This window comes from Aurantimonas manganoxydans SI85-9A1, from assembly GCF_000153465.1.
Lineage (GTDB): Bacteria > Pseudomonadota > Alphaproteobacteria > Rhizobiales > Rhizobiaceae > Aurantimonas > Aurantimonas manganoxydans.
On the sequence record NZ_CH672387.1, the window covers coordinates 3,355,508 to 3,374,955 of the forward strand.

17 protein-coding genes and 1 pseudogene are annotated in these 19,448 nt (G+C 68.1%); 8 read left to right on the forward strand and 10 right to left on the reverse strand.

All coding sequences use genetic code 11. The annotated features are described in order from the left end of the window. Nucleotides 1-89 precede the first annotated feature (89 nt). The 5 genes from SI859A1_RS15820 to SI859A1_RS15840 all read right to left on the reverse strand — a co-directional run bounded on the left by SI859A1_RS15820 (nucleotide 90) and on the right by SI859A1_RS15840 (nucleotide 3,864). Nucleotides 90-401 (reverse strand): hypothetical protein, encoded by a 312-nt coding sequence (locus SI859A1_RS15820; RefSeq protein WP_050767562.1) that lies wholly within the window; start codon nucleotides 399-401, stop codon nucleotides 90-92. 136 nt (nucleotides 402-537) lie between these two features. Beyond that, nucleotides 538-951: a (deoxy)nucleoside triphosphate pyrophosphohydrolase gene (locus SI859A1_RS15825; RefSeq protein ID WP_009210710.1), complete on the reverse strand. Its 414-nt coding sequence runs from the start codon at nucleotides 949-951 to the stop codon at nucleotides 538-540. Continuing rightward, complete coding sequence (locus SI859A1_RS15830; protein WP_009210711.1) at nucleotides 948-1,748, reverse strand: GNAT family N-acetyltransferase; 801 nt, start codon at nucleotides 1,746-1,748, stop codon at nucleotides 948-950. The genes SI859A1_RS15825 and SI859A1_RS15830 overlap by 4 nt, the downstream gene beginning before the upstream one ends. Continuing rightward, entirely contained in the window at nucleotides 1,717-2,964 is a 1,248-nt protein-coding gene (gene argJ, locus SI859A1_RS15835) for a bifunctional glutamate N-acetyltransferase/amino-acid acetyltransferase ArgJ (protein ID WP_009210712.1), read from the reverse strand. Before argJ ends, SI859A1_RS15830 begins: the two co-directional genes overlap by 32 nt. A 15-nt stretch (nucleotides 2,965-2,979) precedes the next feature. Beyond that, on the reverse strand, nucleotides 2,980-3,864 hold the full coding sequence (locus SI859A1_RS15840) for a peptidylprolyl isomerase (RefSeq protein ID WP_040325906.1): 885 nt from the start codon (nucleotides 3,862-3,864) through the stop codon (nucleotides 2,980-2,982). Between the two features lie 304 nt (nucleotides 3,865-4,168). On the opposite strand from SI859A1_RS15840, the gene secA reads away from it, so the two are divergent. Next, nucleotides 4,169-6,898 (forward strand): preprotein translocase subunit SecA, encoded by a 2,730-nt coding sequence (gene secA / locus SI859A1_RS15845; protein WP_009210714.1) that lies wholly within the window; start codon nucleotides 4,169-4,171, stop codon nucleotides 6,896-6,898. Between the two features lie 267 nt (nucleotides 6,899-7,165). On the opposite strand, the gene SI859A1_RS15850 is transcribed toward secA, so the two are convergent. The 4 genes from SI859A1_RS15850 to SI859A1_RS21870 form a co-directional block, all read right to left on the reverse strand. Continuing rightward, nucleotides 7,166-8,122, reverse strand: coding sequence for a L,D-transpeptidase family protein (locus SI859A1_RS15850; RefSeq protein WP_338024723.1), 957 nt, complete (start codon nucleotides 8,120-8,122; stop codon nucleotides 7,166-7,168). Nucleotides 8,123-8,469: 347 nt separating this feature from the next. After that, the gene (locus tag SI859A1_RS15855) at nucleotides 8,470-9,420 is read right to left on the reverse strand and encodes an acetyl-CoA carboxylase carboxyltransferase subunit alpha (protein WP_009210716.1); all 951 of its coding nucleotides are present in this window, start codon (nucleotides 9,418-9,420) and stop codon (nucleotides 8,470-8,472) included. A 180-nt stretch (nucleotides 9,421-9,600) separates the two neighbouring features. Then, entirely contained in the window at nucleotides 9,601-10,587 is a 987-nt protein-coding gene (locus SI859A1_RS15860) for a site-specific tyrosine recombinase XerD (RefSeq protein WP_009210717.1), read from the reverse strand. Next, nucleotides 10,584-10,754: a hypothetical protein gene (locus SI859A1_RS21870; RefSeq protein ID WP_085931400.1), complete on the reverse strand. Its 171-nt coding sequence runs from the start codon at nucleotides 10,752-10,754 to the stop codon at nucleotides 10,584-10,586. Before SI859A1_RS21870 ends, SI859A1_RS15860 begins: the two co-directional genes overlap by 4 nt. A 170-nt stretch (nucleotides 10,755-10,924) precedes the next feature. On the opposite strand from SI859A1_RS21870, the gene SI859A1_RS15865 reads away from it, so the two are divergent. The 3 genes and pseudogenes from SI859A1_RS15865 to SI859A1_RS15875 all read left to right on the forward strand — a co-directional run. Beyond that, nucleotides 10,925-11,506, forward strand: coding sequence for a shikimate kinase (locus SI859A1_RS15865; RefSeq protein ID WP_009210718.1), 582 nt, complete (start codon nucleotides 10,925-10,927; stop codon nucleotides 11,504-11,506). Further along, nucleotides 11,503-12,654: a 3-dehydroquinate synthase gene (gene aroB / locus SI859A1_RS15870; protein ID WP_009210719.1), complete on the forward strand. Its 1,152-nt coding sequence runs from the start codon at nucleotides 11,503-11,505 to the stop codon at nucleotides 12,652-12,654. Before SI859A1_RS15865 ends, aroB begins: the two co-directional genes overlap by 4 nt. Then, nucleotides 12,651-13,907: pseudogene (locus tag SI859A1_RS15875) on the forward strand (HlyC/CorC family transporter); the annotation flags it as partial. The gene aroB and the pseudogene SI859A1_RS15875, both read left to right, overlap by 4 nt. A 376-nt stretch (nucleotides 13,908-14,283) precedes the next feature. On the opposite strand, the gene SI859A1_RS15880 reads toward SI859A1_RS15875, so the two are convergent. After that, nucleotides 14,284-14,586 carry a BolA family protein gene (locus SI859A1_RS15880; RefSeq protein WP_009210721.1) on the reverse strand — a complete coding sequence of 101 codons (303 nt, stop codon included), beginning with the start codon at nucleotides 14,584-14,586 and terminating at the stop codon, nucleotides 14,284-14,286. A 142-nt stretch (nucleotides 14,587-14,728) separates the two neighbouring features. Between SI859A1_RS15880 and SI859A1_RS15885 the strand changes: the two genes are divergently transcribed. The 4 genes from SI859A1_RS15885 (at nucleotide 14,729) to SI859A1_RS15900 (ending at nucleotide 19,446) form a co-directional block, all read left to right on the forward strand. Beyond that, the gene (locus SI859A1_RS15885) at nucleotides 14,729-15,358 is read left to right on the forward strand and encodes a J domain-containing protein (protein ID WP_009210722.1); all 630 of its coding nucleotides are present in this window, start codon (nucleotides 14,729-14,731) and stop codon (nucleotides 15,356-15,358) included. Between the two features lie 162 nt (nucleotides 15,359-15,520). After that, nucleotides 15,521-16,507: a cobaltochelatase subunit CobS gene (gene cobS / locus SI859A1_RS15890; protein ID WP_009210723.1), complete on the forward strand. Its 987-nt coding sequence runs from the start codon at nucleotides 15,521-15,523 to the stop codon at nucleotides 16,505-16,507. A 6-nt stretch (nucleotides 16,508-16,513) separates the two neighbouring features. Then, a complete protein-coding gene (gene cobT / locus SI859A1_RS15895; protein ID WP_009210724.1) occupies nucleotides 16,514-18,424 on the forward strand; it encodes a cobaltochelatase subunit CobT in 1,911 nt (636 codons plus the stop codon). Then, nucleotides 18,424-19,446, forward strand: coding sequence for an esterase-like activity of phytase family protein (locus tag SI859A1_RS15900; RefSeq protein WP_009210725.1), 1,023 nt, complete (start codon nucleotides 18,424-18,426; stop codon nucleotides 19,444-19,446). The genes cobT and SI859A1_RS15900 overlap by 1 nt, the downstream gene beginning before the upstream one ends. Nucleotides 19,447-19,448 lie beyond the last annotated feature (2 nt).

Below are 19,448 nucleotides of genomic sequence, written 5' to 3' on the forward strand. Positions count from 1 at the left end.
CGGGTCTCGATCGGTTGGATCGCATCGAAAGCACGGCGGAGACATCCTGCCGTCCCTGCACCGCGCCTCCGTGTGCGCGCCAAATACCCTCAGCAGCTGCCGAGGCGGCGGCCGTCGGCGTAGATCACGCACGGGGCGGCATCGACCGGCTGCAGGACGCTGCGGCGCAGGGTGTATTCGCTGGACTTCGCGACGGAGCCCGTCGCCATCATGTCGAGATCGGGACGATTGTCGCCGGCCACATAGCTGGCGCTGCGTTCGGCGATCGGCGGCACCAGCAGCGACAGGAACACCGCCAGTGCGCCGAACAGCAGCGTGGCGCGGAACAGACCGGTGCCCGTCGCCGGGGTGTCCGACGCCGGCTCCTCGATCCGATCCTCGTGCCTGTCGATCGTGCGCATGGTCCCCTCGCAAGGCGGAAGTGAGGGTCCGATCATGCCAGCGGATGGTGAAGGAGCCCTTAAGCCGGGAATGCACGCCGCCGCGCACGCTGCCACCCGGCGCGTTGCCGGCCCACCGAAGCGCTGGCGGGACGGCTCAGAGCAGCTCGATCAGATGCGGGATCAGCGGCTCGTCGGCCGGCGGCATCGGATAGTCGCGCAATTGCGCCGGCCGGACCCATTTCAGCCGCTGGCCCTCGCGCGGCATGGCGATGCCCTCGTAGCGCCGGCAGACATAGAGCGGCATCAGGAGGTGGAAGTCGTCATAGGAATGGCTGGCAAAGGTCAGCGGCGCCAGGCACGCCGCCTTCGTCTCGATGCCCAGTTCCTCGCGCAATTCGCGGATCAGCGTCGCCTCGGGCGTCTCGCCCGGCTCGAGCTTGCCGCCGGGAAACTCCCACAGGCCGGCCAGCGCCTTGCCGGCAGGCCGTTCGGCGATGAGGATGCGGCCGTCGGAATCGACCAGCGCGCAGGCGACGACCAGCAGCAGGCGCTGCCCCGGCCCGCTCACGCGCCGCCGCCCGGCGGGGCGCGGTAGACGTAGCGATAGGCCTCGTTGAAGCCGAGCGAGCGATAGAGCGACAGGCCGGCCGCGTTGTCGGCCTCGACCTGCACCCAGGCGGTCCTGGCACCCTTGTGGGCGGTATAGCGCAGCGCCGTCTTGACGAGGTCGCGGCCGACGCCGCGCTGGCGCTCCGTGCGATGCACGGCGACGTCGAGCAGTCCAGCCAGGTCGTTGTCGTGGATCGCCAGCGCCACGGCGACCGGCGAGCCGTCCTTGTTCTCGCGGATGAACAGGCCCGTCGGCGGCCGGATCGATTCCAGCACGCCGGTCAGCCCCGAGCGCAGCGCGGCCGCGCGCTCATGCACCGCCAGGCTCGCCTCGACATAGCGGTTCATGTCGCGGATCGGGATGCGATCCACCTGCCCGGCGAGGTCGAGACTGCCCAGATCGGCGGTCATCACCAGGGATTCGTCGAAGCGCGACCAGCCCTTCTCGTCGAGATGGGCGACGAGGTCGGGCGGGGCCAGCGGCGACTGGCGGACCATGATCGAGCGGCCATGCTCGGCAAAGGTCTTGGCCGCCCGCTGCAGCCGCGAGGGAATGTCGGAATTGTCGGACGGATCGAGCGGATTGACGGAGTTCAGCCGCTTGGCCGGGAACGAGGCGGTGACCCGCACCGCCCAGGTGCCGTCGAACCCGGTCGAGGAAGCGGGCCAGGCGCGAAAGCCCGCCGCCTCAAGGCGTCGCACCACGGCCAGCTGCCGCATCTTCTCAGCTTCGGTAATCGCCATTGATCGCGACATATTCCTTGGTGAGATCGCAGGTATAGACGGTCCAGCGCCCCTGCCCGAGGCCGAGATCGACCCGGATCGGAATCTCGGCGCGGCGCATGACGGCCGCAGCGGCATCTTCCGAATAATCCGGGTCGCGCTCGCCGTCGACGGCGACGCGGATGTCGCCGAAATGGATCGCCAGCCGGTCGCGGTCGGCTTCCTCGCCGGCCTTGCCGACGGCCATGACGACGCGGCCCCAATTGGCGTCCTCGCCGGCGACGGCGGTCTTGACCAGCGGCGAATTGGCGATCGACAGGGCGATGCGCTTGGCCGCCGCGTCGCTGGTCGCGCCCTCGACGGTGACCTGGATCTCCTTGCGGGCGCCCTCGCCGTCCCGCGCCACCTGCCGGGCGAGATCGAGAAGCAGCTCGCTCAGCGCCACCCGGAAACCGTCGAGCCGCGGATCGTCGGCGGTCTCGATCGTAGCGCCGCCACGCGCCGCGGCCGCGCCGGTGGCGAAAAGCAGCAGCGTGTCGGAGGTCGAGGTGTCGCTGTCCACCGTCACCGAATTGAAGCTCGGCGCGACGGCTTGGCTCAGCATCGCCTGCAGGGCCGGCGCGGCGATCGCCGCGTCGGTCGCCACGAAGGACAGCATCGTCGCCATGTCGGGGGCGATCATGCCGGCGCCCTTGGCGATGCCGTTGATCGTCACCGTCACCCCGTCGACCGCCACCTGCCGGGTGGCGAGCTTGGGATAGGTGTCGGTGGTCATGATCGCGTCGGCCGCAGAGCGCCAGCCATCGGCGCCCGCCGTTTCCGCGAGACCTGCCAGGAGGCCGGTGAACTTGTGGGCGTCGAGCGGCTCGCCGATCACCCCGGTCGAGGCGAGAAACACCTCGCGCGGCGTCGCACCCACGGCGTCGGCGGCCGCCTCGGCGGTGGCCTCGGTCGCCTGCCGGCCGCGCCGGCCGGTGAAGGCGTTGGCATTGCCGGAATTGACCACGACGGCCCGCGCCGTGCCGCCGCCGAGGCTCGCGCGGCAATGGTCGACCGGCGCCGAGGGACAGCGCGAGGTGGTGAAGACGCCCGCCACCGCGGCCGGCGCGTCGAACACCATCATCAGGACGTCGGTGCGCCCCTTGTACTTGATCCCCGCCGCGGCCGTGGCGATGCGCATGCCGTCGATCGGCGGCAGCGCGGCCAGTTCCGTGGGGGCGAGAGGCGAGACCGGGGTGGACTGGGCCATGGGATCGCCGACCGCCTACTGCTCGGCGGGCGCGGCCGGAGCGGCCGCGGGATCCATCGACTTCTCCAGCGCCTCGACCTGGCTCTTCATCGCCGGATCGACATATTCGACCGGCAGGTCGTCGCGGGCCTTCTGGACGAGGCCCATATATTTCTCGCGCAGCACGACCTGGCGGACCTGGTCCTTCACCGCGTCGAATTCGGGCTTCGGCGCCTCGCGCTTCTCCTCGACCTTGATCACGTGCCAGCCGAACTGGGTCTGGACCGGCTCCTTGGTGTAGGTGCCCGGCTCCATGGTGAAGGCCACCTTCTCGAACTCCGGCACCATCTGGCCGGCGCTGAAGAAGCCCAGGTCACCGCCCTCGGGGCCCGAGGGACCGGTGGAGCTTTCCTTGGCGAGTTCGACGAAGTCGGCGCCGCCGTCGAGCTTGGCGATCACCGCCTCCGCCTCTTCCTTGGTCTTCAGGAGGATGTGCCGGGCATGGACCTCCTCGGTCGCCGGCATTGCCGCGACTTCCTTCTCGAAGCGGGCCTTCAGCTCTTCCTCGGTGATGTTGGCGACGCCGTTGCGGGCGAAATAGGCGTTGTGCAGCGTGCGCTCGCGCAGGAAGTCGATCTGGGCGGCGACCTCGGGATCGTCCTGCAGCGCCTCGGCCTCGGCCTGGCGCGCCAGCACCTTGATGTCGATCAGCGCCGACAGGACGGCGAGCTTGCGCTGGTCGGCCGGCAGGCGGGCGAACTGCTCGCCGACCTCGGCCGCGGCCGCCTTCAGGTCGCGCTCGGTGATCTCTTCCGATCCGACCCGGGCGACGACGTCCTCGTCGGCGGCATGGGCAGCGGTGCCGAAAGCGGCGAAGACCAGCGCGCCGGCCAGAAGGGTCGAACGAAAAGCGGTGTTCATGGCAAAGAACGTCCTTGCGATAGCGTTGGATGGGCAGTCCGAGGGAACGGGAGAGACGGCCGAAGGTGCCTGCGGCAAGAGATGCAGCCGCTTCTGTTCGTCCCGCCTCGACGGCGCGGTCGCCTCCCGGGCGCGCCGTTGACATCGGTTTGGCCCCCTCTTATCTCTCGCGCCAACCGAAAGTCCAGCCGACTTCCGCAAAGTTTGAAGCCTCCCGAAATTCTGCAAGTTGGTAGGATCGGTGGCATCGGCCTGCAAGCCGGCCACGGCATCGACGGTGCGATATCTTTTGGAAGGACCGGTTATGGTCAGTATTGGCGGGCTCGCCCGTAAGTTGTTGGGTTCGGCGAACGACCGGGTCGTTCGACGCTACGACGCCCGGGTCAAGGCGGTCGCGGCACGCGAAGCCGACATCGCCGCACTCACCGACGACGAGCTGCGGGCACAAACCGAGACGTTCCGCAGCGAGATCGCCGCCGGCAAGACCGTCGACGATCTGTTGATCGAGGCCTTCGCCGTGGTGCGCGAGGGCGCCAAGCGTGCTCTCGGCATGCGCCATTTCGACGTTCAGATGATCGGCGGCATGGTGCTCAATTCCGGCGCCATCGCCGAGATGAAGACCGGCGAGGGCAAGACCCTCGTCGCCACCCTCGCCGTCTATCTGAACGCGCTCGAGGGCAAGGGCGTCCACGTCGTCACCGTCAACGACTACCTCGCCCGCCGCGACGCGGAATGGATGGGACGTCTCTACCGCTTCCTCGGCCTGACCGTCGGCATCATCGTCCACGGCATGTCCGACGAGGAGCGCCGTGCGGCCTATGCCTGCGACGTCACCTACGCGACGAACAACGAGCTCGGCTTCGACTATCTGCGCGACAACATGAAGTACGAGCGCAGCCAGATGGTCCAGCGCGGCCATCGCTACGCCATCGTCGACGAGGTCGATTCGATCCTGATCGACGAGGCGCGCACGCCGCTGATCATCTCCGGTCCGCTCGACGACCGGTCCGAGCTCTACATGACGATCGACGGGTTCATCCCGCAGCTCGACAAGAGCGACTACGACATCGACGAGAAGCAGCGCACGGTGACCTTCACCGAGGACGGCACCGAGAAGCTGGAGCGGCTTCTGGAGGCTGCCGGCCATCTCGTCGGCGATTCGCTCTATGACATCGAGAACGTCGCCATCGTCCACCACGTCAACAACGCATTGAAGGCCCACGCGCTGTTCCAGCGCGACAAGGACTACATCGTGCGTAACGACGAAGTGGTCATCATCGACGAGTTCACCGGCCGCATGATGCCGGGCCGGCGCTTCTCGGAAGGCCTGCACCAGGCGCTGGAGGCCAAGGAAGGCGTCACCGTCCAGCCCGAGAACCAGACGCTGGCCTCGATCACCTTCCAGAACTATTTCCGCATGTACGACAAGCTGGCCGGCATGACCGGTACGGCCCAGACGGAAGCCGCCGAATTCGGCGACATCTACGGCCTGGACGTCATCGAGATCCCGACCAACCTGCCGATCCAGCGCATCGACGAGGACGACGAGGTCTATCGCACGGTCGAGGAGAAGTTCCGGGCGATCAGCCGCGAGATCCAGGACTGCGCCAAGCGCGGCCAGCCGATCCTCGTCGGCACGACCTCCATCGAGAAGTCCGAGCTTCTGGCCGAGCGCCTGCGCCAGGACGGGCTGAAGGACTTCCAGGTCCTCAACGCCCGCTACCATGAGCAGGAGGCCTATATCGTCAGCCAAGCCGGCGTGCCGGGCGCGGTGACCATCGCCACCAACATGGCCGGCCGCGGCACCGACATCCAGCTCGGCGGCAATGCCGAGATGCGCATCGATCGCGAACTCGCCGACATGGCCGAGGGACCGGAGCGCACCGCCAAGGAAGAGGCCATCAAGGCCGACATCAAGCGGCTGAAGGAAAGCGCCATCGAGGCCGGCGGCCTCTACGTGCTGGCCACCGAGCGCCATGAAAGCCGGCGCATCGACAACCAGCTGCGCGGCCGTTCCGGCCGCCAGGGCGATCCGGGCCGCTCCAAGTTCTACCTGTCCCTGCAGGACGACCTGATGCGCATCTTTGGGTCCGACCGCATGGATTCGATGCTGACCAAGCTGGGTCTCAAGGAGGACGAGGCCATCGTCCATCCGTGGATCAACAAGGCGCTGGAGAAGGCCCAGAAGAAGGTCGAGGCCCGCAATTTCGACATCCGCAAGAACCTGTTGAAGTACGACGACGTGATGAACGACCAGCGTCGCGTCATCTTCGAGCAGCGCATCGAGCTAATGGATTCCGAAGAGCTCGACGAGGCCGTGGCGGACATGCGCCACGCCACGATCGACGGCATCGTCTCGCGGCACATTCCGGAAAAGGCCTATCCGGAGCAGTGGGAGACCGAGGCTTTGAAGGCGGAGGCGCTGGAATTCCTCAATCTCGACCTGCCGATCACCGAATGGGCGAACGAGGAAGGCATCGCCGAGGACGACATCCGCGAGCGTATCCGCGACCATGCCGACCGCGCCGCCGCCGAGAAGGCCGAGCGCTTCGGCCCGCAGGTAATGACCTATGTCCAGCGCAACATCGTCCTGCAGACGCTGGACGCCCTGTGGCGCGAGCATCTGGTCAATCTCGACCATCTGCGTTCGGTCGTCGGCTTCCGCGGCTACGCCCAGCGCGATCCGCTGAACGAGTACAAGTCGGAATCCTTCGAGCTGTTCGAGGCGATGCTGGGCAATCTGCGCGAGCGCACCACCTCGCAGCTCACCCGGGTCGAGATCGTCCAGCCCGAGCAGCGCCAGCCGGCGCCCCAGGTGCCGGCCATGGAGGCACATCACTTCGACGCCACCACCGGCGTCGACGAGATGGGCGACGGCGCCGAGCGGCTGACCGCCAACTTCACCCCGGCCGCCGCCGACGGCCTGCGCCGCGATCCGGAAAACCCGGACAGCTGGGGCCAGGTCGGCCGCAATGAGCCCTGCCCCTGCGGCTCGGGCAAGAAGTTCAAGCACTGCCACGGCGCCTTCGTCTGAGGCAGACCGCAGCGACAGCATCAAGGCCGCCGGATCCGAAAAGGTCCGGCGGCCTTTTTCATGCCCGGGCGCAGGGGCGCTCTTTCGTCGCGCCGGTCGCGGTACGGACCCGATCAGGCCTCCGGGCTCTGGCCAGACCACCGCCGCGCGCGAAGGCGAACGCAAGGCCTCCCGCCCGGACACGAAAAAGCCCGCGACGGGTGCCGCGGGCTTTTCCTGACCGGATGGTCCGGCAGGGCCTGATCGCCCCGCCGTCGTCCGGCTGCGCTATTTCAGGAAGCTCGAGAAGATCGAGCCGCCGCCGCCGCCGCCACCGCTGACGCGGTTGCCTTCGCGGTCGTAGCCCTCGCGGCGATGCTGCTCCTGGGCATAGGCCTCGGGCGTGATCGGCTGGCCGGAGCGATAGCTGAAGGTCGAGGTCTCGGCGAAGTCGCTCGGCGAGAAGCTCGAGGCGATCTTCTCCTCCTCGGCATGGTCGGCTTCCACCTTGGCGACGACCTGCGCCGGCAGGGAGAAGTCCGGGCAGGCGCCCGTGGCGGACAGACCGGCGACCGTCTCGGCGCTCTGGTCGAAGACGTAGCGGCGGTCGCAGACGCCGACATTGGGCTGCTGGCGGGTCATCTCGAAATAGTCCGAGCCCTTCTTCAGCATCTTCCAGAAGTCGTAATGCTCGGAATTGCGGTGCCGCGCCATGTTCTTCGGCGTCATGCGGAAGGGATAGGCCTGGATCTGGAAGGCGCGCTGGCCGCCCTCGAAGGAATGGCGGGCGAGCGAATAGATTTCCTGCACCTGCTCGTCGTCCATGGCGTAGCAGCCGGACGAGTTGCACGAGCCGTGGATCATCAGATGCGAGCCGGTCCGGCCATTGGCCCGGTCATAGGTGTTCGGATAGCCCATGTTCAGGGCGAGATGGTAATTGGAATTCGGGTTCAGCTGCGCCGGCGTCACCGTGTAGAAGCCCTCCGGCGCCTGACGGTCGCCTTCCTGCTTCTTCGGGCCGAGCTTGCCGGACCAGGCGCAGATCTCGTAGGTCTTCAGAAGCGCGTAGGTGCCGTCGGTCTTCTGCTTCCAGACCTCGAGGTCCGACTCTTCCTTGTAGAGGCGGACGAGGATCGGCGACTTGACGCCCATTCCGTTCGACTTGATCGCCTGCACGAGAGCGGCCGGCAGCGGCGCTTCGGCGGGCAGCAGATCTTCGTACTGGCAGGCGGAAACTGCGAACATGGCTGTCGCAAGCGCGGCGGCCGTCACGAGGCGTCGAAACAACATCCCCTCATCCCCATCGCATTGACGGCACATCGGCCGTCCCCACTCGGACCGGCGCCTGCGAAGCGCCCGGACCATCGCGGCGGCCATATCCCAAGTCGGATATCCCGTCGCATGCCTTTCCCCGTTCTGCCGCAACCGTCGTTAAGCAATCGTTAATGTTCAAAATCAGATCGATTGCCGGCGACAGGCCGGACGACGACAGGTTGCGTTGATTTCGCCCCTCACCTTACGTCGTCCGGGAGCATCCTTGCAGAGCTTGAGGCCCAATGGAACGGGAGGGCGTTGCCGCCCGGCAACAGGCTTTAGAGATTCCGCCCGATGGCGAGGAACTTTTCGCGGCGCTGGCGGCGCAGGCCGTCGCCGTCGAGCTCGGCCAGCTCGGCGAAGGCGGCGCGCACGCGCGCGGCGGCGGCCGCGATGCCCTCGGCGGGCGCCCGGTGGATGCCGCCCAGCGGCTCCTCGATGATGCCGTCGATGATGCCGAAGCCGGCGAGATCCTGCGCCGTGATCTTCATCGCCTGCGCCACGTCGCGGGCCCGGGTCGCGTCCCGCCACAGGATCGAGGCGCCGGCCTCCGGCGAAATCACCGAATAGATGGCGTGCTCCAGCATCAAGACCTTGTTGGCGGTGGCGATGGCGATGGCGCCGCCCGAACCGCCCTCGCCGATGACCAGCGAGACCATCGGCACGCGCAGATTGAGGCAGGCCTCGGTGGAGCGGGCGATCGCCTCGGCCTGCCCGCGCTCCTCGGCGCCGATGCCCGGATAGGCGCCGGCGGTGTCAACGAAGGTCAGCACCGGGATCTGGAAGCGCTCGGCGAGTTCCATCACCCGCACCGCCTTGCGGTAGCCCTCGGGCCGCGCCATGCCGAAATTGTGCTTCAGGCGGGTCTGGGTGTCGGAACCCTTCTCCTGGCCGATGACCGCGACGGACTGGCCGTCGAAGCGGCCGAAGCCGCTGATGATTGCGTGGTCTTCGGCATAGAAGCGGTCGCCGGCCAGCGGTACGAAGTCGGTGATCAGGGCGGCGATGTAGTCGAGGCAGTGCGGCCGGTCGGGATGGCGCGCGACCTGGGTCTTCTGCCAAGGCGTCAGCTTGCGATACAGATCGGCCAACGCCTCGCGGGAGCGCTTCTCCAGCCGCTGGATCTCGTCGGTGACGTCGACGGCGTCCTTGCCCTCGATCTTCTTGAGTTCCAGGATCTGGCCTTCGAGATCAGCGACAGGTTTTTCGAAATCGAGATAATTATGCATGGGTGCGCGGCGTCGAGCCGTCCTTCGAGATTTTGGCGACCGGACGCGACGGCCGACTGACCGCAGGGCGCGCGGCGCACGCGGGTCTGGCCCGCCTGCGCCCCGCCCGCGGCGCAACGTCTGTGTTGCGGCGGAAACTGGCCATGCGCCGCACCCTTGTCAAGAAAACCGTGCAGCGCATCAATGCCGGCTCTCGTCCGACAGGGGATGATGGTCGGTGACCAGCCGGATCAGCCGCTCTTCCAGGACATGGGTGTAGATCTGCGTCGTCGAGATGTCGGCATGGCCGAGCAGTTCCTGCACCGCCCTGAGATCGGCGCCGTTCTGCAGGAGATGGCTGGCGAAGGCGTGGCGCAGCACATGCGGCGAAATCCGCTCGGCGGGGATGCCCTCGCGGGCCGCCAGTGCCTTCAGGTCCCGGGCGAAGGCCTGGCGGGTCAGGTGGCCGGTCTCCGACACGGCCGGGAACAGCCAGCGCCCCTCCTCGCTGACGCCGGCAAGTTTCATGGCCTCGGCGAAGCGGATCAGCGCGTCGCGCGCCGCCTCGCCGATCGGCACCATGCGCTCCTTGTCGCCCTTGCCGCGCACCACGATCATGCGCTGGCGGCCCCGCAGCACGGCCCGCGGCAGGCTGACCAGTTCGGAGACGCGCATGCCGGTGGCATAGAGCAGCTCGACCAGCGCATGCATGCGCGCGGCGCGCACCAGACCGGCGGGCGAGCGTTCGGGATCGACCGCCTCGGCGGCGGCCCGGTCGAGCAGCCGGTCGACCTCGTCCTCGCTCATCACCTTGGGCAGCGGCCGCTTGCGGCGGGCCCCCTCGATCGGACCGGTCGGATCGTCGCCGCGCCGGCCCTCCACATAGAGGAAGCGGTAATACTGGCGCAGTGCCGACAGCCGGCGCGAACGGCTGGTCTCGGCAAAGCCGCGCGCGGCCAGCCGGCCGACATAGGCGCGGATGTCCTCGGTGGTGGCGGTCATCAGCGAGCCGCCCTGCCCGGCCATGAAGCCGGCGGCGTCCTCCAGATCGCGGCGATAGGCGGCGACGGTGTTGTCGGCCGCGCCGCGCTCGACCGCCATCATCTCCAGAAAGGTCTCGATGTCGGCGCCCTCGCGGGCCGAAAGCCCCGTGGCGGCGGGCGCGCCGGGGGCCGGCGCCGGGCTCATGGCCGCAGGCCGCCGCCCGTGCCGGCGGGCTCGGCGGATGGCATCGGGATCTCCACGGTGGTTTCCCGGCGGGTCGGATCGACGAAGTAGACGAGCGCCGCCATGATGCCGTAGATGATGGCCGCAAGGATCAGGAGCGTCGTCAGGAGGCGGACGAGGGTCGGCATCGCGGTCTGGCGAACTCACCTTGGTGTGGGCGTCCCTTGCAATCGCCCGCTTCTAACGCGAACGGGACGCAACGCAAGCGAGACGGGCAGCCCCTCACGGGGTAAACGGCGAACTTTAAGATTTCCTCATGTTTGCATACGGCAAGGGTGGGACGGCTGCGAAAGGCGCAATGAGAAGCGAATTGCCATCGGGCGGAACCGACACCATCCAGGACCGCCTGGGCACGCGTTCCGTCACCCTCGTGGGCCTGATGGGCGCCGGCAAGACCACGGTCGGACGCCGGCTCGCGGCGCTTCTCGACCTGCCCTTTCACGACACCGACCACGAGATCGAGCTGGTCTCGCGCATGTCGATCCCGGAGCTGTTCGAGTCCTATGGCGAGCCGGAGTTCCGGGCGCTGGAGGCGCGCGTCGTCGGCCGCCTCACCGCCGAAGGGCCGCAGGTCGTGGCCACCGGCGGCGGCGCCTACATGCACGAGGAGACCCGCAGCCTTCTCAAGCAGTCGGCGATCACCGTCTGGCTGAAGGCCGATCTCGACACGCTGATGGATCGCGTCCGGCGCCGGGCCAACCGCCCGCTGCTCAAGCAGGACGATCCGCGCGCGGTGATGCGCGGCCTGATCGAGACCCGCTATCCCATCTATGCCGAAGCCGACATCACCATCCCGACGCGCAACGTGAAGCGGGACGTGATCGCCCAGGAAATCATCGAGGCGCTGGACCGCCACCTCGCCACGGAGACCGACCGATGAGCAGTGTTCCCGCCGCCACCGCCGACGCGCCGGCCGCGCCCCGCAGCCACGTCCGGGTCGAGCTCGGCGCGCGCGGCTACGACATCGTCATCGGCCCCGGCCTGATCGACGCCGCCGGCGAGGAGATCGCCCGGCGCCTGCCCGGCGTGCGCGCCGCCATCGTCACCGACACGACGGTCGCCGGCCTGCATTACGAGCGGCTGTCGATCGCGCTGAGGGCCGCCGGCATCGACCATGTACAGATCGTCGTGCCGCCCGGCGAAACGACCAAGTCCTTCGCGCAGCTCACCGACGTCGTCGACCAGATCATCGGCGCGCGCCTCGAGCGCGGCGACGTGGTCATCGCGCTCGGCGGCGGCGTGATCGGCGATCTCGCGGGCTTCGCCAGCGCAATCGTGCGCCGCGGCATGGGCTTCGTGCAGATGCCGACGACGCTCCTGGCGCAGGTGGATTCCTCCGTCGGCGGCAAGACCGGCATCAATTCGCCGCGCGGCAAGAACCTGATCGGCGCCTTCCACCAGCCGGCCCTCGTTTTGTCCGACACCGCCCTCTTGGACACGCTGAGTCCGCGGGAATTCGCCGCCGGCTACGCGGAGATCGCCAAGATGGCGCTGATCGACCGGCCGGACTTCTTCGCCTGGCTCGACGCCAACCGCGAGGCCATCTTCACCGGCGGGCCCGAGCGGGTCGAATCGGTGCGCCAGAGCTGCATCGCCAAGGCCGCCGTCGTGGCCGCCGACGAACGCGAGGAAGGCAGCCGTGCGCTGCTCAATCTCGGCCACACCTTCGGCCACGCGCTGGAAGCAGCGGTCGGCTACGACGCCAAGCGCCTCGTCCATGGCGAGGGCGTCGCCATCGGCACCGTGCTGGCGCATCGCTTCTCGGCCAAGCTCGGCCTCTGCCTGCCTGCCGATGCCGAGCGCTGCGAAGCACATTTCGCCGCCGTCGGCCTGCCGACCCGGATTTCCGAGATCCCCGGCGCGCCGCTCGACGTGGCGACGCTGATGGCCGGGATCGGCCAGGACAAGAAGGTCCGGCGCGGCAGCCTCACCTTCATCCTCACCCGCGGCATCGGCCAGGCTTTCATCGCCAGCGACGTCGCGCCGGCCGGCGTCGAGGCCTTCCTGACTGAAGAGTTGACCCGATGAGCGTGACCCTCTGGATCCTTCTCGGCATCGTCCTGGTCCTCGTCGCCATCTCGGCCTTCTTCTCGGGCTCGGAGACGGCGCTGACCGCGGTCTCGCGGGCCCGGCTGATGAGCTACGAGAAGAACGGCGACGCCCGCGCCACGCTCGTCCAGACGCTGATCGAGAAGAAGGACCGGCTGATCGGCGCCCTTCTGATCGGCAACAACCTCGTCAACATCCTCGCCTCGTCGCTGGCGACCACGGCCTTTCTCGGCCTGTTCGGCCAGGCCGGCGTCGTCTACGCAACGATCGGCATGACCGTAATCGTGGTGATCTTCGGCGAGGTGCTGCCGAAATCCGCGGCGATCGCCCGGCCGGACGGGTTCTCGCTGGCCGTCTCGCGGCCGGTGAGCTGGGTGGTGGCGCTGCTCGGCCCGCTGACCCGCGTGGTCAACTGGATCGTCCGCCGAATCCTGGCGCTGTTCGGGGTGAGTCTCGAATCCGGCGCCTCGCTCCTGACCGCCCACGAGGAACTGCGCGGCGCCGTCGAGGTGCTCCACCGCGAGGGCTCGCTGGTCAATGCCGACCGCAACCGGCTCGGTGGCCTGCTCGACCTGCACGAGTTGGAAGTCTCCGACGTCATGGTCCACCGCACCGCCATGCGGCAGGTGAATGTCGATGACGGCCCGATCGAGGTGGTGCGGCAGATCCTGGAAAGCCCCTATACCCGCATGCCGGTCTGGCGGACCCATTACGACAACATCGTCGGCGTGGTGCATGCCAAGGACATCCTGCGGGCGCTGCACGAGGTCGACAACGACCCGGCCAAGGTCGACATCCTCAAGATCTGCGCCCAGCCGTGGTTCGTGCCCGAGACGACGACGCTGCAGGACCAGCTCAACGCCTTCCTGCGCCGCAAGACCCATTTCGCCATCGTCGTCGACGAATATGGCGAGGTCGAAGGCCTGATCACCCTGGAGGACATTCTCGAGGAGATCGTCGGCAACATCGCCGACGAGCACGATGTCGACATGCAGGGCGTCAAGATCGAGGCCGACGGCTCGGTCATCGTCGACGGCCAGGTGCCGATCCGCGACCTCAACCGGGCGCTGGACTGGAACCTGCCGGACGAGGAGGCGGTGACCATCGCCGGGCTGGTCATCCACGAGACGCAGACGATTCCGGAAGAGCGGCAGGCCTTCACCTTCTTCCACAAGCGCTTCACCGTCCTGAAGCGCGAGAAGAACCGCATCGCCAAGCTGCGCATCCGGCCGGCCACCATCCTGGTTCCGCCCAAGAAGGGGGGCCATCATGCACTGGCGAGCGGCGAGGCCGTCGCACTGCTCGAACCCGAGATCGACGATTACGACTACGGCATCGAGACGGTCGAGCCGGACGCGACGGATTTCGAGACCGGCGAGGTCGGAACCGAAGCGGCGGATCGGGACGAATGGTCCCCCGGACCGCGCCCGGTCGACGCCGACCTGACGAACACCGACGACATGCCTGCATCATCCGACGCCGCCGATACGGTCTCCGATCCCGAGGCGACGCGCCGCGACTGAGCGGCGCAGCCTTCCGGCGGCAGAGACGCGGGCCCGGCGTCGGGTTTCCCGTCAGGCGCCGCGCTTGCCGCACTCCCGCATGCGATCAGCGGCGACGCGCCTCGCCCGGCGCTGAAACCTCGATGGCAAGGGCGTGGACGCCGGCGTCCAGCTCATCCTGCAGGACGCGGTTGATCGCCCGGTGGCGCGCCACCCGGCTCTGGCCGGCAAAGGCCGCGCTCACGAGTCGCACCCTGAAATGGGTCTCGCCCGATCCGTCGAACGTGGCGTGATGGTCGCTATCGGCGTGGTGGTGACCAGCATGCAGATGGCTCTCGTCGATGATCTCCAGATGCTCCGGCGCAAATGCCTCGGCCAGCTTGGTCTCGATCTTCGCCCTGGTGTTCATGGCAGTCACTCTCCTGTAGTAGCGGTCGCCGCACCGCGCCAAGCGAAGCTTGCGCGAAGCAGGCGGACCCTCTGCATTTTCGGGCTTTTTCCGGGATGTCAATTCTTGTCCGCACCGGTCCCGGGCACCATTATTGGACGCGATGAAACTCGACTCCGAATATTTCGATGCGATCCGCGTCAAGGGGAAGCGCAAGACCAAGGGCAAGGCGGAGCCACGCCGGGCCGAGGTCTGCGCGTGGGAAGGCTGTAACGAGCCGGGCTCCTACAAGGCGCCGATGGGCCGTGACCACGAAGGGCAGTACCTGCATTTCTGCGTCGATCACGTGCGCCAGTACAACAAGTCCTACAATTATTTCTCCGGTCTGAACGACAAGGACATCCAGCAGCACCTCAAGGATTCCATGACCGGACACCGGCCGACATGGACCATGGGGCATAATGGCACGGCCGCCGGCAACGGCGCCAAGGCGGCCAGCGCCGCGCGGGCCAAGCGCTGGAACAGCCGCATGCGCGACCCGTTCGACCTGTTCCCGGAGGAGGGCGGCGGGCGCCCGCAGCCGCGGCGCCCCAAGGTCCGGTCGCTGGAGCACAAGGCGTTCGAGACGCTGGACCTCACCGACGAGGCGAGTGGCGAAGCGATCCGCACGCGCTACAAACAACTCGTCAAGCAGCTGCATCCCGATGCCAATGGCGGCGACCGCGGCACCGAGGACAAGCTGCGCGAAGTGATCCAGGCCTACAAACTTTTGAAACAGTCAGGTTTTTGCTAAGCGCGAGGGGAACGCGCCGGCCACCCCGAAAACCAGCGTGCGCAAACGCCATGCGGCGATGATCGCGGAGCCCGTCGAGGCCCCGCCCTCTCGCCCGCAAACCGACAGTGATGACTTGGTCCCCGAGGCTCGCCGGAGAGCTGCCGGACCGTTGGAGGTAGTATGAGTGCAGCGGAACATCACGTGGCCCCCCTGCCCGATACCACGGTCTCGGTGCGTGACACCTTCGGGTTCGACAGCGACCTGACGGTCCCGGCCTTTTCCGCGTCCGACCCGCACGTTCCCGAGATCGACCCGGACTATCTGTTCGACAAGCCGACGACGCTGGCGATCCTCGCCGGCTTCGCCAAGAACCGGCGCGTCATGGTCTCGGGCTATCACGGCACCGGCAAGTCGACCCATATCGAGCAGGTCGCGGCCCGCCTCAACTGGCCCTGCGTGCGCGTCAATCTCGACAGCCATGTCAGCCGCATCGATCTGGTCGGCAAGGACGCCATCGTCGTGCGCGACGGCATGCAGGTCACCGAGTTCAAGGACGGCATCCTGCCCTGGGCCTACCAGAACAACGTCGCGCTGGTGTTCGACGAATACGACGCCGGCCGCCCGGACGTGATGTTCGTCATCCAGCGCGTGCTGGAATCCTCCGGCCGGCTGACCCTGCTCGACCAGAGCCGCGTCATCCGCCCGCACCCGGCTTTCCGCCTGTTCGCCACGGCCAACACCGTCGGCCTCGGCGACACGACCGGCCTCTATCACGGCACCCAGCAGATCAACCAGGCGCAGATGGACCGCTGGTCCATCGTCACGACGCTGAACTATCTGCCCCACGACCACGAGGTCGGGATCGTCGTCTCCAAGGCCAAGACCTACGCCACCAAGGAAGGCCGCGACACCGTGTCCCAGATGGTCCGCGTCGCCGACCTTACCCGCTCGGCCTTCGTCAATGGCGACCTGTCGACGGTGATGAGCCCGCGCACGGTGATCACCTGGGCCGAGAACGCCGAGATCTTCGGCGATCTGGGCTTTGCGTTCCGGCTCACCTTCCTGAACAAGTGCGACGATCTGGAGCGCCCGCTCGTCGCCGAGTTCTACCAGCGCGCCTTTGGCGAGGAACTGCCGGAGAGCGCCGCCAACCTCGTTCTGGACTAGGCGGCCATGGCCAAGATCGGCGACAACACGCGTCCTGCGGACCGCAAGCCGGCCGATAGCGAGCCGTTCCGGCGCGCCGTCGCCGGCTGCCTGCGGGCGATCGCCGGCGACGGCGAGCTCGAGGTCACCTACGCCTCCGAGCGTCCGGGCCTCAGCGGCCAGCGCGCCCGCCTGCCGGACCTGCCCAAGCGCGTCTCCAGGACCGATCTCGGCGTCACCCGCGGCCTGTCCGACGCCATGGCGCTGCGCAAGGCGCGCCACGATTCCAGGCTGCATTCCAGCCTGTCGCCGGACGGCCGCAGCGCCCGCGCCGTCTACGACGCCGTCGAGCAGGCCCGCTGCGAGGCGATCGGCGCCAATGCCATGCGCGGCGTCGGCGACAATCTCGCGACGATGCTCGAGGACAAGTATTTCCGCTCCAACCTCGCCGACGTCACCGACCGCGCCGAGGCGCCGATCGAGGACGCCGTGGCGCTGATGGTGCGCGAGAAGCTGACCGGCCGCCCGATCCCGCCCAGCGCCGCGGCGCTGGTCGACGTGTGGCGCGACTTCATCGACGAGAAGGCCGGCACCAAGTTCCACCGGCTGAGCGAGACCGTCGGCGACCAGCAGGCCTTCGCGCGGGCGATGCGCGACATGCTGGTCTCGCTGGAGATGGCCGAGAGCCTCGGCGACGAGGACGAGAGCGACGACACCGACAGCGAGGAAGAGCAGGGCGACAACCAGACCCGCGATTCCGACGAGGGCGGCTCCGAGAAGGAGAGCGGCACCGACGAGGCCGAGGCCCAGGAGAACGAGAGCGAAGGCGAGAACCAGGAGGCGGCCGAGGCCGAATCCTCCGAGGCGACCGCCGACGATCCCTCCGACGAGGACAGCCAGGACACCGAGACGCCAGGCGAGTCGCGTCGCCCCAACCAGTCGCAGCACGGCTTTAATCTCGACAGCGACTACAAGGTCTTCACCCAGGCCTTCGACGAGACCATCGGCGCCGAGGAACTGTGCGACGAGGCCGAGCTCGACCGGCTGCGCGCCTTCCTCGACAAGCAGCTCTCGACCCTGCAGGGCGTCGTCGGCCGCCTGGCCAACCGGCTGCAGCGCCGGCTGATGGCCCAGCAGAACCGCTCCTGGGACTTCGACCTGGAGGAAGGCTATCTCGATCCCGCCCGGCTCAGCCGGATGGTCATCGACCCGATGCAGCCGCTGTCCTTCAAGATGGAGCGCGACACCGATTTCCGCGACACGATCGTGACGCTGGTGATCGACAATTCCGGCTCCATGCGCGGCCGTCCGATCACCGTCGCGGCCACCTGCGCCGACATCCTGGCGCGCACGCTGGAGCGTTGCGGCGTCAAGGTCGAGGTGCTGGGTTTCACCACCCGCGCCTGGAAGGGCGGGCAGGCGCGCGAGGCCTGGCTGAAGGCCGGCAAGCCGCAGAAGCCCGGCCGCCTCAACGATCTGCGCCACATCATCTACAAATCCGCCGATTCGCCCTGGCGCCGCTCGCGGCGCAATCTCGGCCTGATGATGCGCGAGGGCCTGCTGAAGGAAAACATCGACGGCGAGGCGCTGATCTGGGCCCACAACCGGCTTCTCGCCCGGCCCGAGCAGCGCCGCATCCTGATGATGATCTCCGACGGCGCCCCGGTGGACGATTCGACCCTGTCGGTGAACCCCGGCAATTATCTCGAACGCCACCTGCGGGCGGTCATCGAGCAGATCGAGACGCGCTCGCCGGTCGAGCTCCTCGCCATCGGCATCGGCCACGACGTCACCCGCTACTACCGGCGCGCCGTGACCATCGTCGATGCCGAGGAACTGGCCGGCGCCATGACAGAGCAGCTCGCCGACCTCTTCGAGGACGAGAAGGCCGGCGGCCGGCGCGGACAGCGGCGCCGCGCAGGCGGCGCCGGACGCTGATGGGCGGGCGCAGCCGGCGCTTCGGCATCGCGGCGCTCTGCGCCCTCTTCCTGGGCACCACCGCCCCCGCCGCCCCGGGCAGCAGCCTCGACATCGCCGCCAAGCCCGTCGCGCAGTTCGACAAGAATTCCGAGCGCATCCGCTTCGGCGCGCTCGACTTCGTCGGCGGCTTTTCCTTCTGGTCCGATGACAGCCGGCTGATGGGGCTCTCCGCCTTTCGCTTCCGCGACCGGGGCAGCCGCTTCCTCGCGGTCTCCGACACCGGCTACTGGCTGGGCGGACGCATCGCGCGGGACGCCGCCGGCCGCCCGGTCGGCATCGCCGAGGCGACCCTCGACCCGATCCTCGGCCCCGACGGCCAGGCCCATCGCCGCAAGGGCGATGCCGACGCTGAAGGACTGGCGATCGACGGCGACAGGGTCGTCGTGTCCTTCGAGAGCGATCACCGCATCGCCGCCTTCGCTGCCGCCCCCAGCATGGCGGCAAGCCGGCCGTCGCCGCTCGCCCTGCCGATCCCGCGGCGCGAATTGCGCAGCAACAAGGGGCTGGAGATGCTGGCGGTCGCACCGCCGTCCGGGCCGCTGGCCGGCGCGCTGGTGACGGTGAGCGAGCATTCCATCGACCCCGCCGGCAATCTCTTCGCCGCAATCCTCGACGGCCCGCGATCGGGTCTCTTCACGGTGCGCAAGGATACCGACTGGGAGGTCTCGGACGGCACGTTCCTGCCAGGCGGCGACCTCCTGCTCCTGGAGCGGCGCTACAATGGCTGGGTCGGCGGGCTCGGCATCCGGATCCGGCGGGTCGCGTCGGACGCCATCCGTCCCGGCGCCCTCGTCGACGGGCCGGTGATCGCGTCCTTCGATCTCGGCCAGGAAATCGACAACATGGAAGCCATCGACGCCTGGACCGACGAGACCGGTGCGACCCGGCTGACGCTGATGTCGGACGACAACGGCTCGTATTTCCAGCGCAACATGGTGCTGGAATTCCGCCTCGCCGAGGGCGAGGCACGCACCCACTGAGG

What these genes read in the sequence shown, in the direction of transcription:
- secA (WP_009210714.1), top strand. Translation starts at nt 4,169, where the DNA reads ATGGTCAGTATTGGCGGGCTCGCCCGTAAGTTGTTGGGTTCGGCGAAC.
- SI859A1_RS15840 (WP_040325906.1), bottom strand. Translation starts at nt 3,864, where the DNA reads ATGAACACCGCTTTTCGTTCGACCCTTCTGGCCGGCGCGCTGGTCTTC.
- SI859A1_RS15900 (WP_009210725.1), top strand. Translation starts at nt 18,424, where the DNA reads ATGGGCGGGCGCAGCCGGCGCTTCGGCATCGCGGCGCTCTGCGCCCTC.
- SI859A1_RS15850 (WP_338024723.1), bottom strand. Translation starts at nt 8,122, where the DNA reads ATGTTCGCAGTTTCCGCCTGCCAGTACGAAGATCTGCTGCCCGCCGAA.
- SI859A1_RS15880 (WP_009210721.1), bottom strand. Translation starts at nt 14,586, where the DNA reads ATGAACACCAGGGCGAAGATCGAGACCAAGCTGGCCGAGGCATTTGCG.
- SI859A1_RS15820 (WP_050767562.1), bottom strand. Translation starts at nt 401, where the DNA reads ATGCGCACGATCGACAGGCACGAGGATCGGATCGAGGAGCCGGCGTCG.
- argJ (WP_009210712.1), bottom strand. Translation starts at nt 2,964, where the DNA reads ATGGCCCAGTCCACCCCGGTCTCGCCTCTCGCCCCCACGGAACTGGCC.
- aroB (WP_009210719.1), top strand. Translation starts at nt 11,503, where the DNA reads ATGAGCAGTGTTCCCGCCGCCACCGCCGACGCGCCGGCCGCGCCCCGC.
- SI859A1_RS15885 (WP_009210722.1), top strand. Translation starts at nt 14,729, where the DNA reads ATGAAACTCGACTCCGAATATTTCGATGCGATCCGCGTCAAGGGGAAG.
- cobS (WP_009210723.1), top strand. Translation starts at nt 15,521, where the DNA reads ATGAGTGCAGCGGAACATCACGTGGCCCCCCTGCCCGATACCACGGTC.
- SI859A1_RS15830 (WP_009210711.1), bottom strand. Translation starts at nt 1,748, where the DNA reads ATGTCGCGATCAATGGCGATTACCGAAGCTGAGAAGATGCGGCAGCTG.
- cobT (WP_009210724.1), top strand. Translation starts at nt 16,514, where the DNA reads ATGGCCAAGATCGGCGACAACACGCGTCCTGCGGACCGCAAGCCGGCC.
- SI859A1_RS15865 (WP_009210718.1), top strand. Translation starts at nt 10,925, where the DNA reads ATGAGAAGCGAATTGCCATCGGGCGGAACCGACACCATCCAGGACCGC.
- SI859A1_RS15855 (WP_009210716.1), bottom strand. Translation starts at nt 9,420, where the DNA reads ATGCATAATTATCTCGATTTCGAAAAACCTGTCGCTGATCTCGAAGGC.
- SI859A1_RS15860 (WP_009210717.1), bottom strand. Translation starts at nt 10,587, where the DNA reads ATGAGCCCGGCGCCGGCCCCCGGCGCGCCCGCCGCCACGGGGCTTTCG.
- SI859A1_RS21870 (WP_085931400.1), bottom strand. Translation starts at nt 10,754, where the DNA reads ATGCCGACCCTCGTCCGCCTCCTGACGACGCTCCTGATCCTTGCGGCC.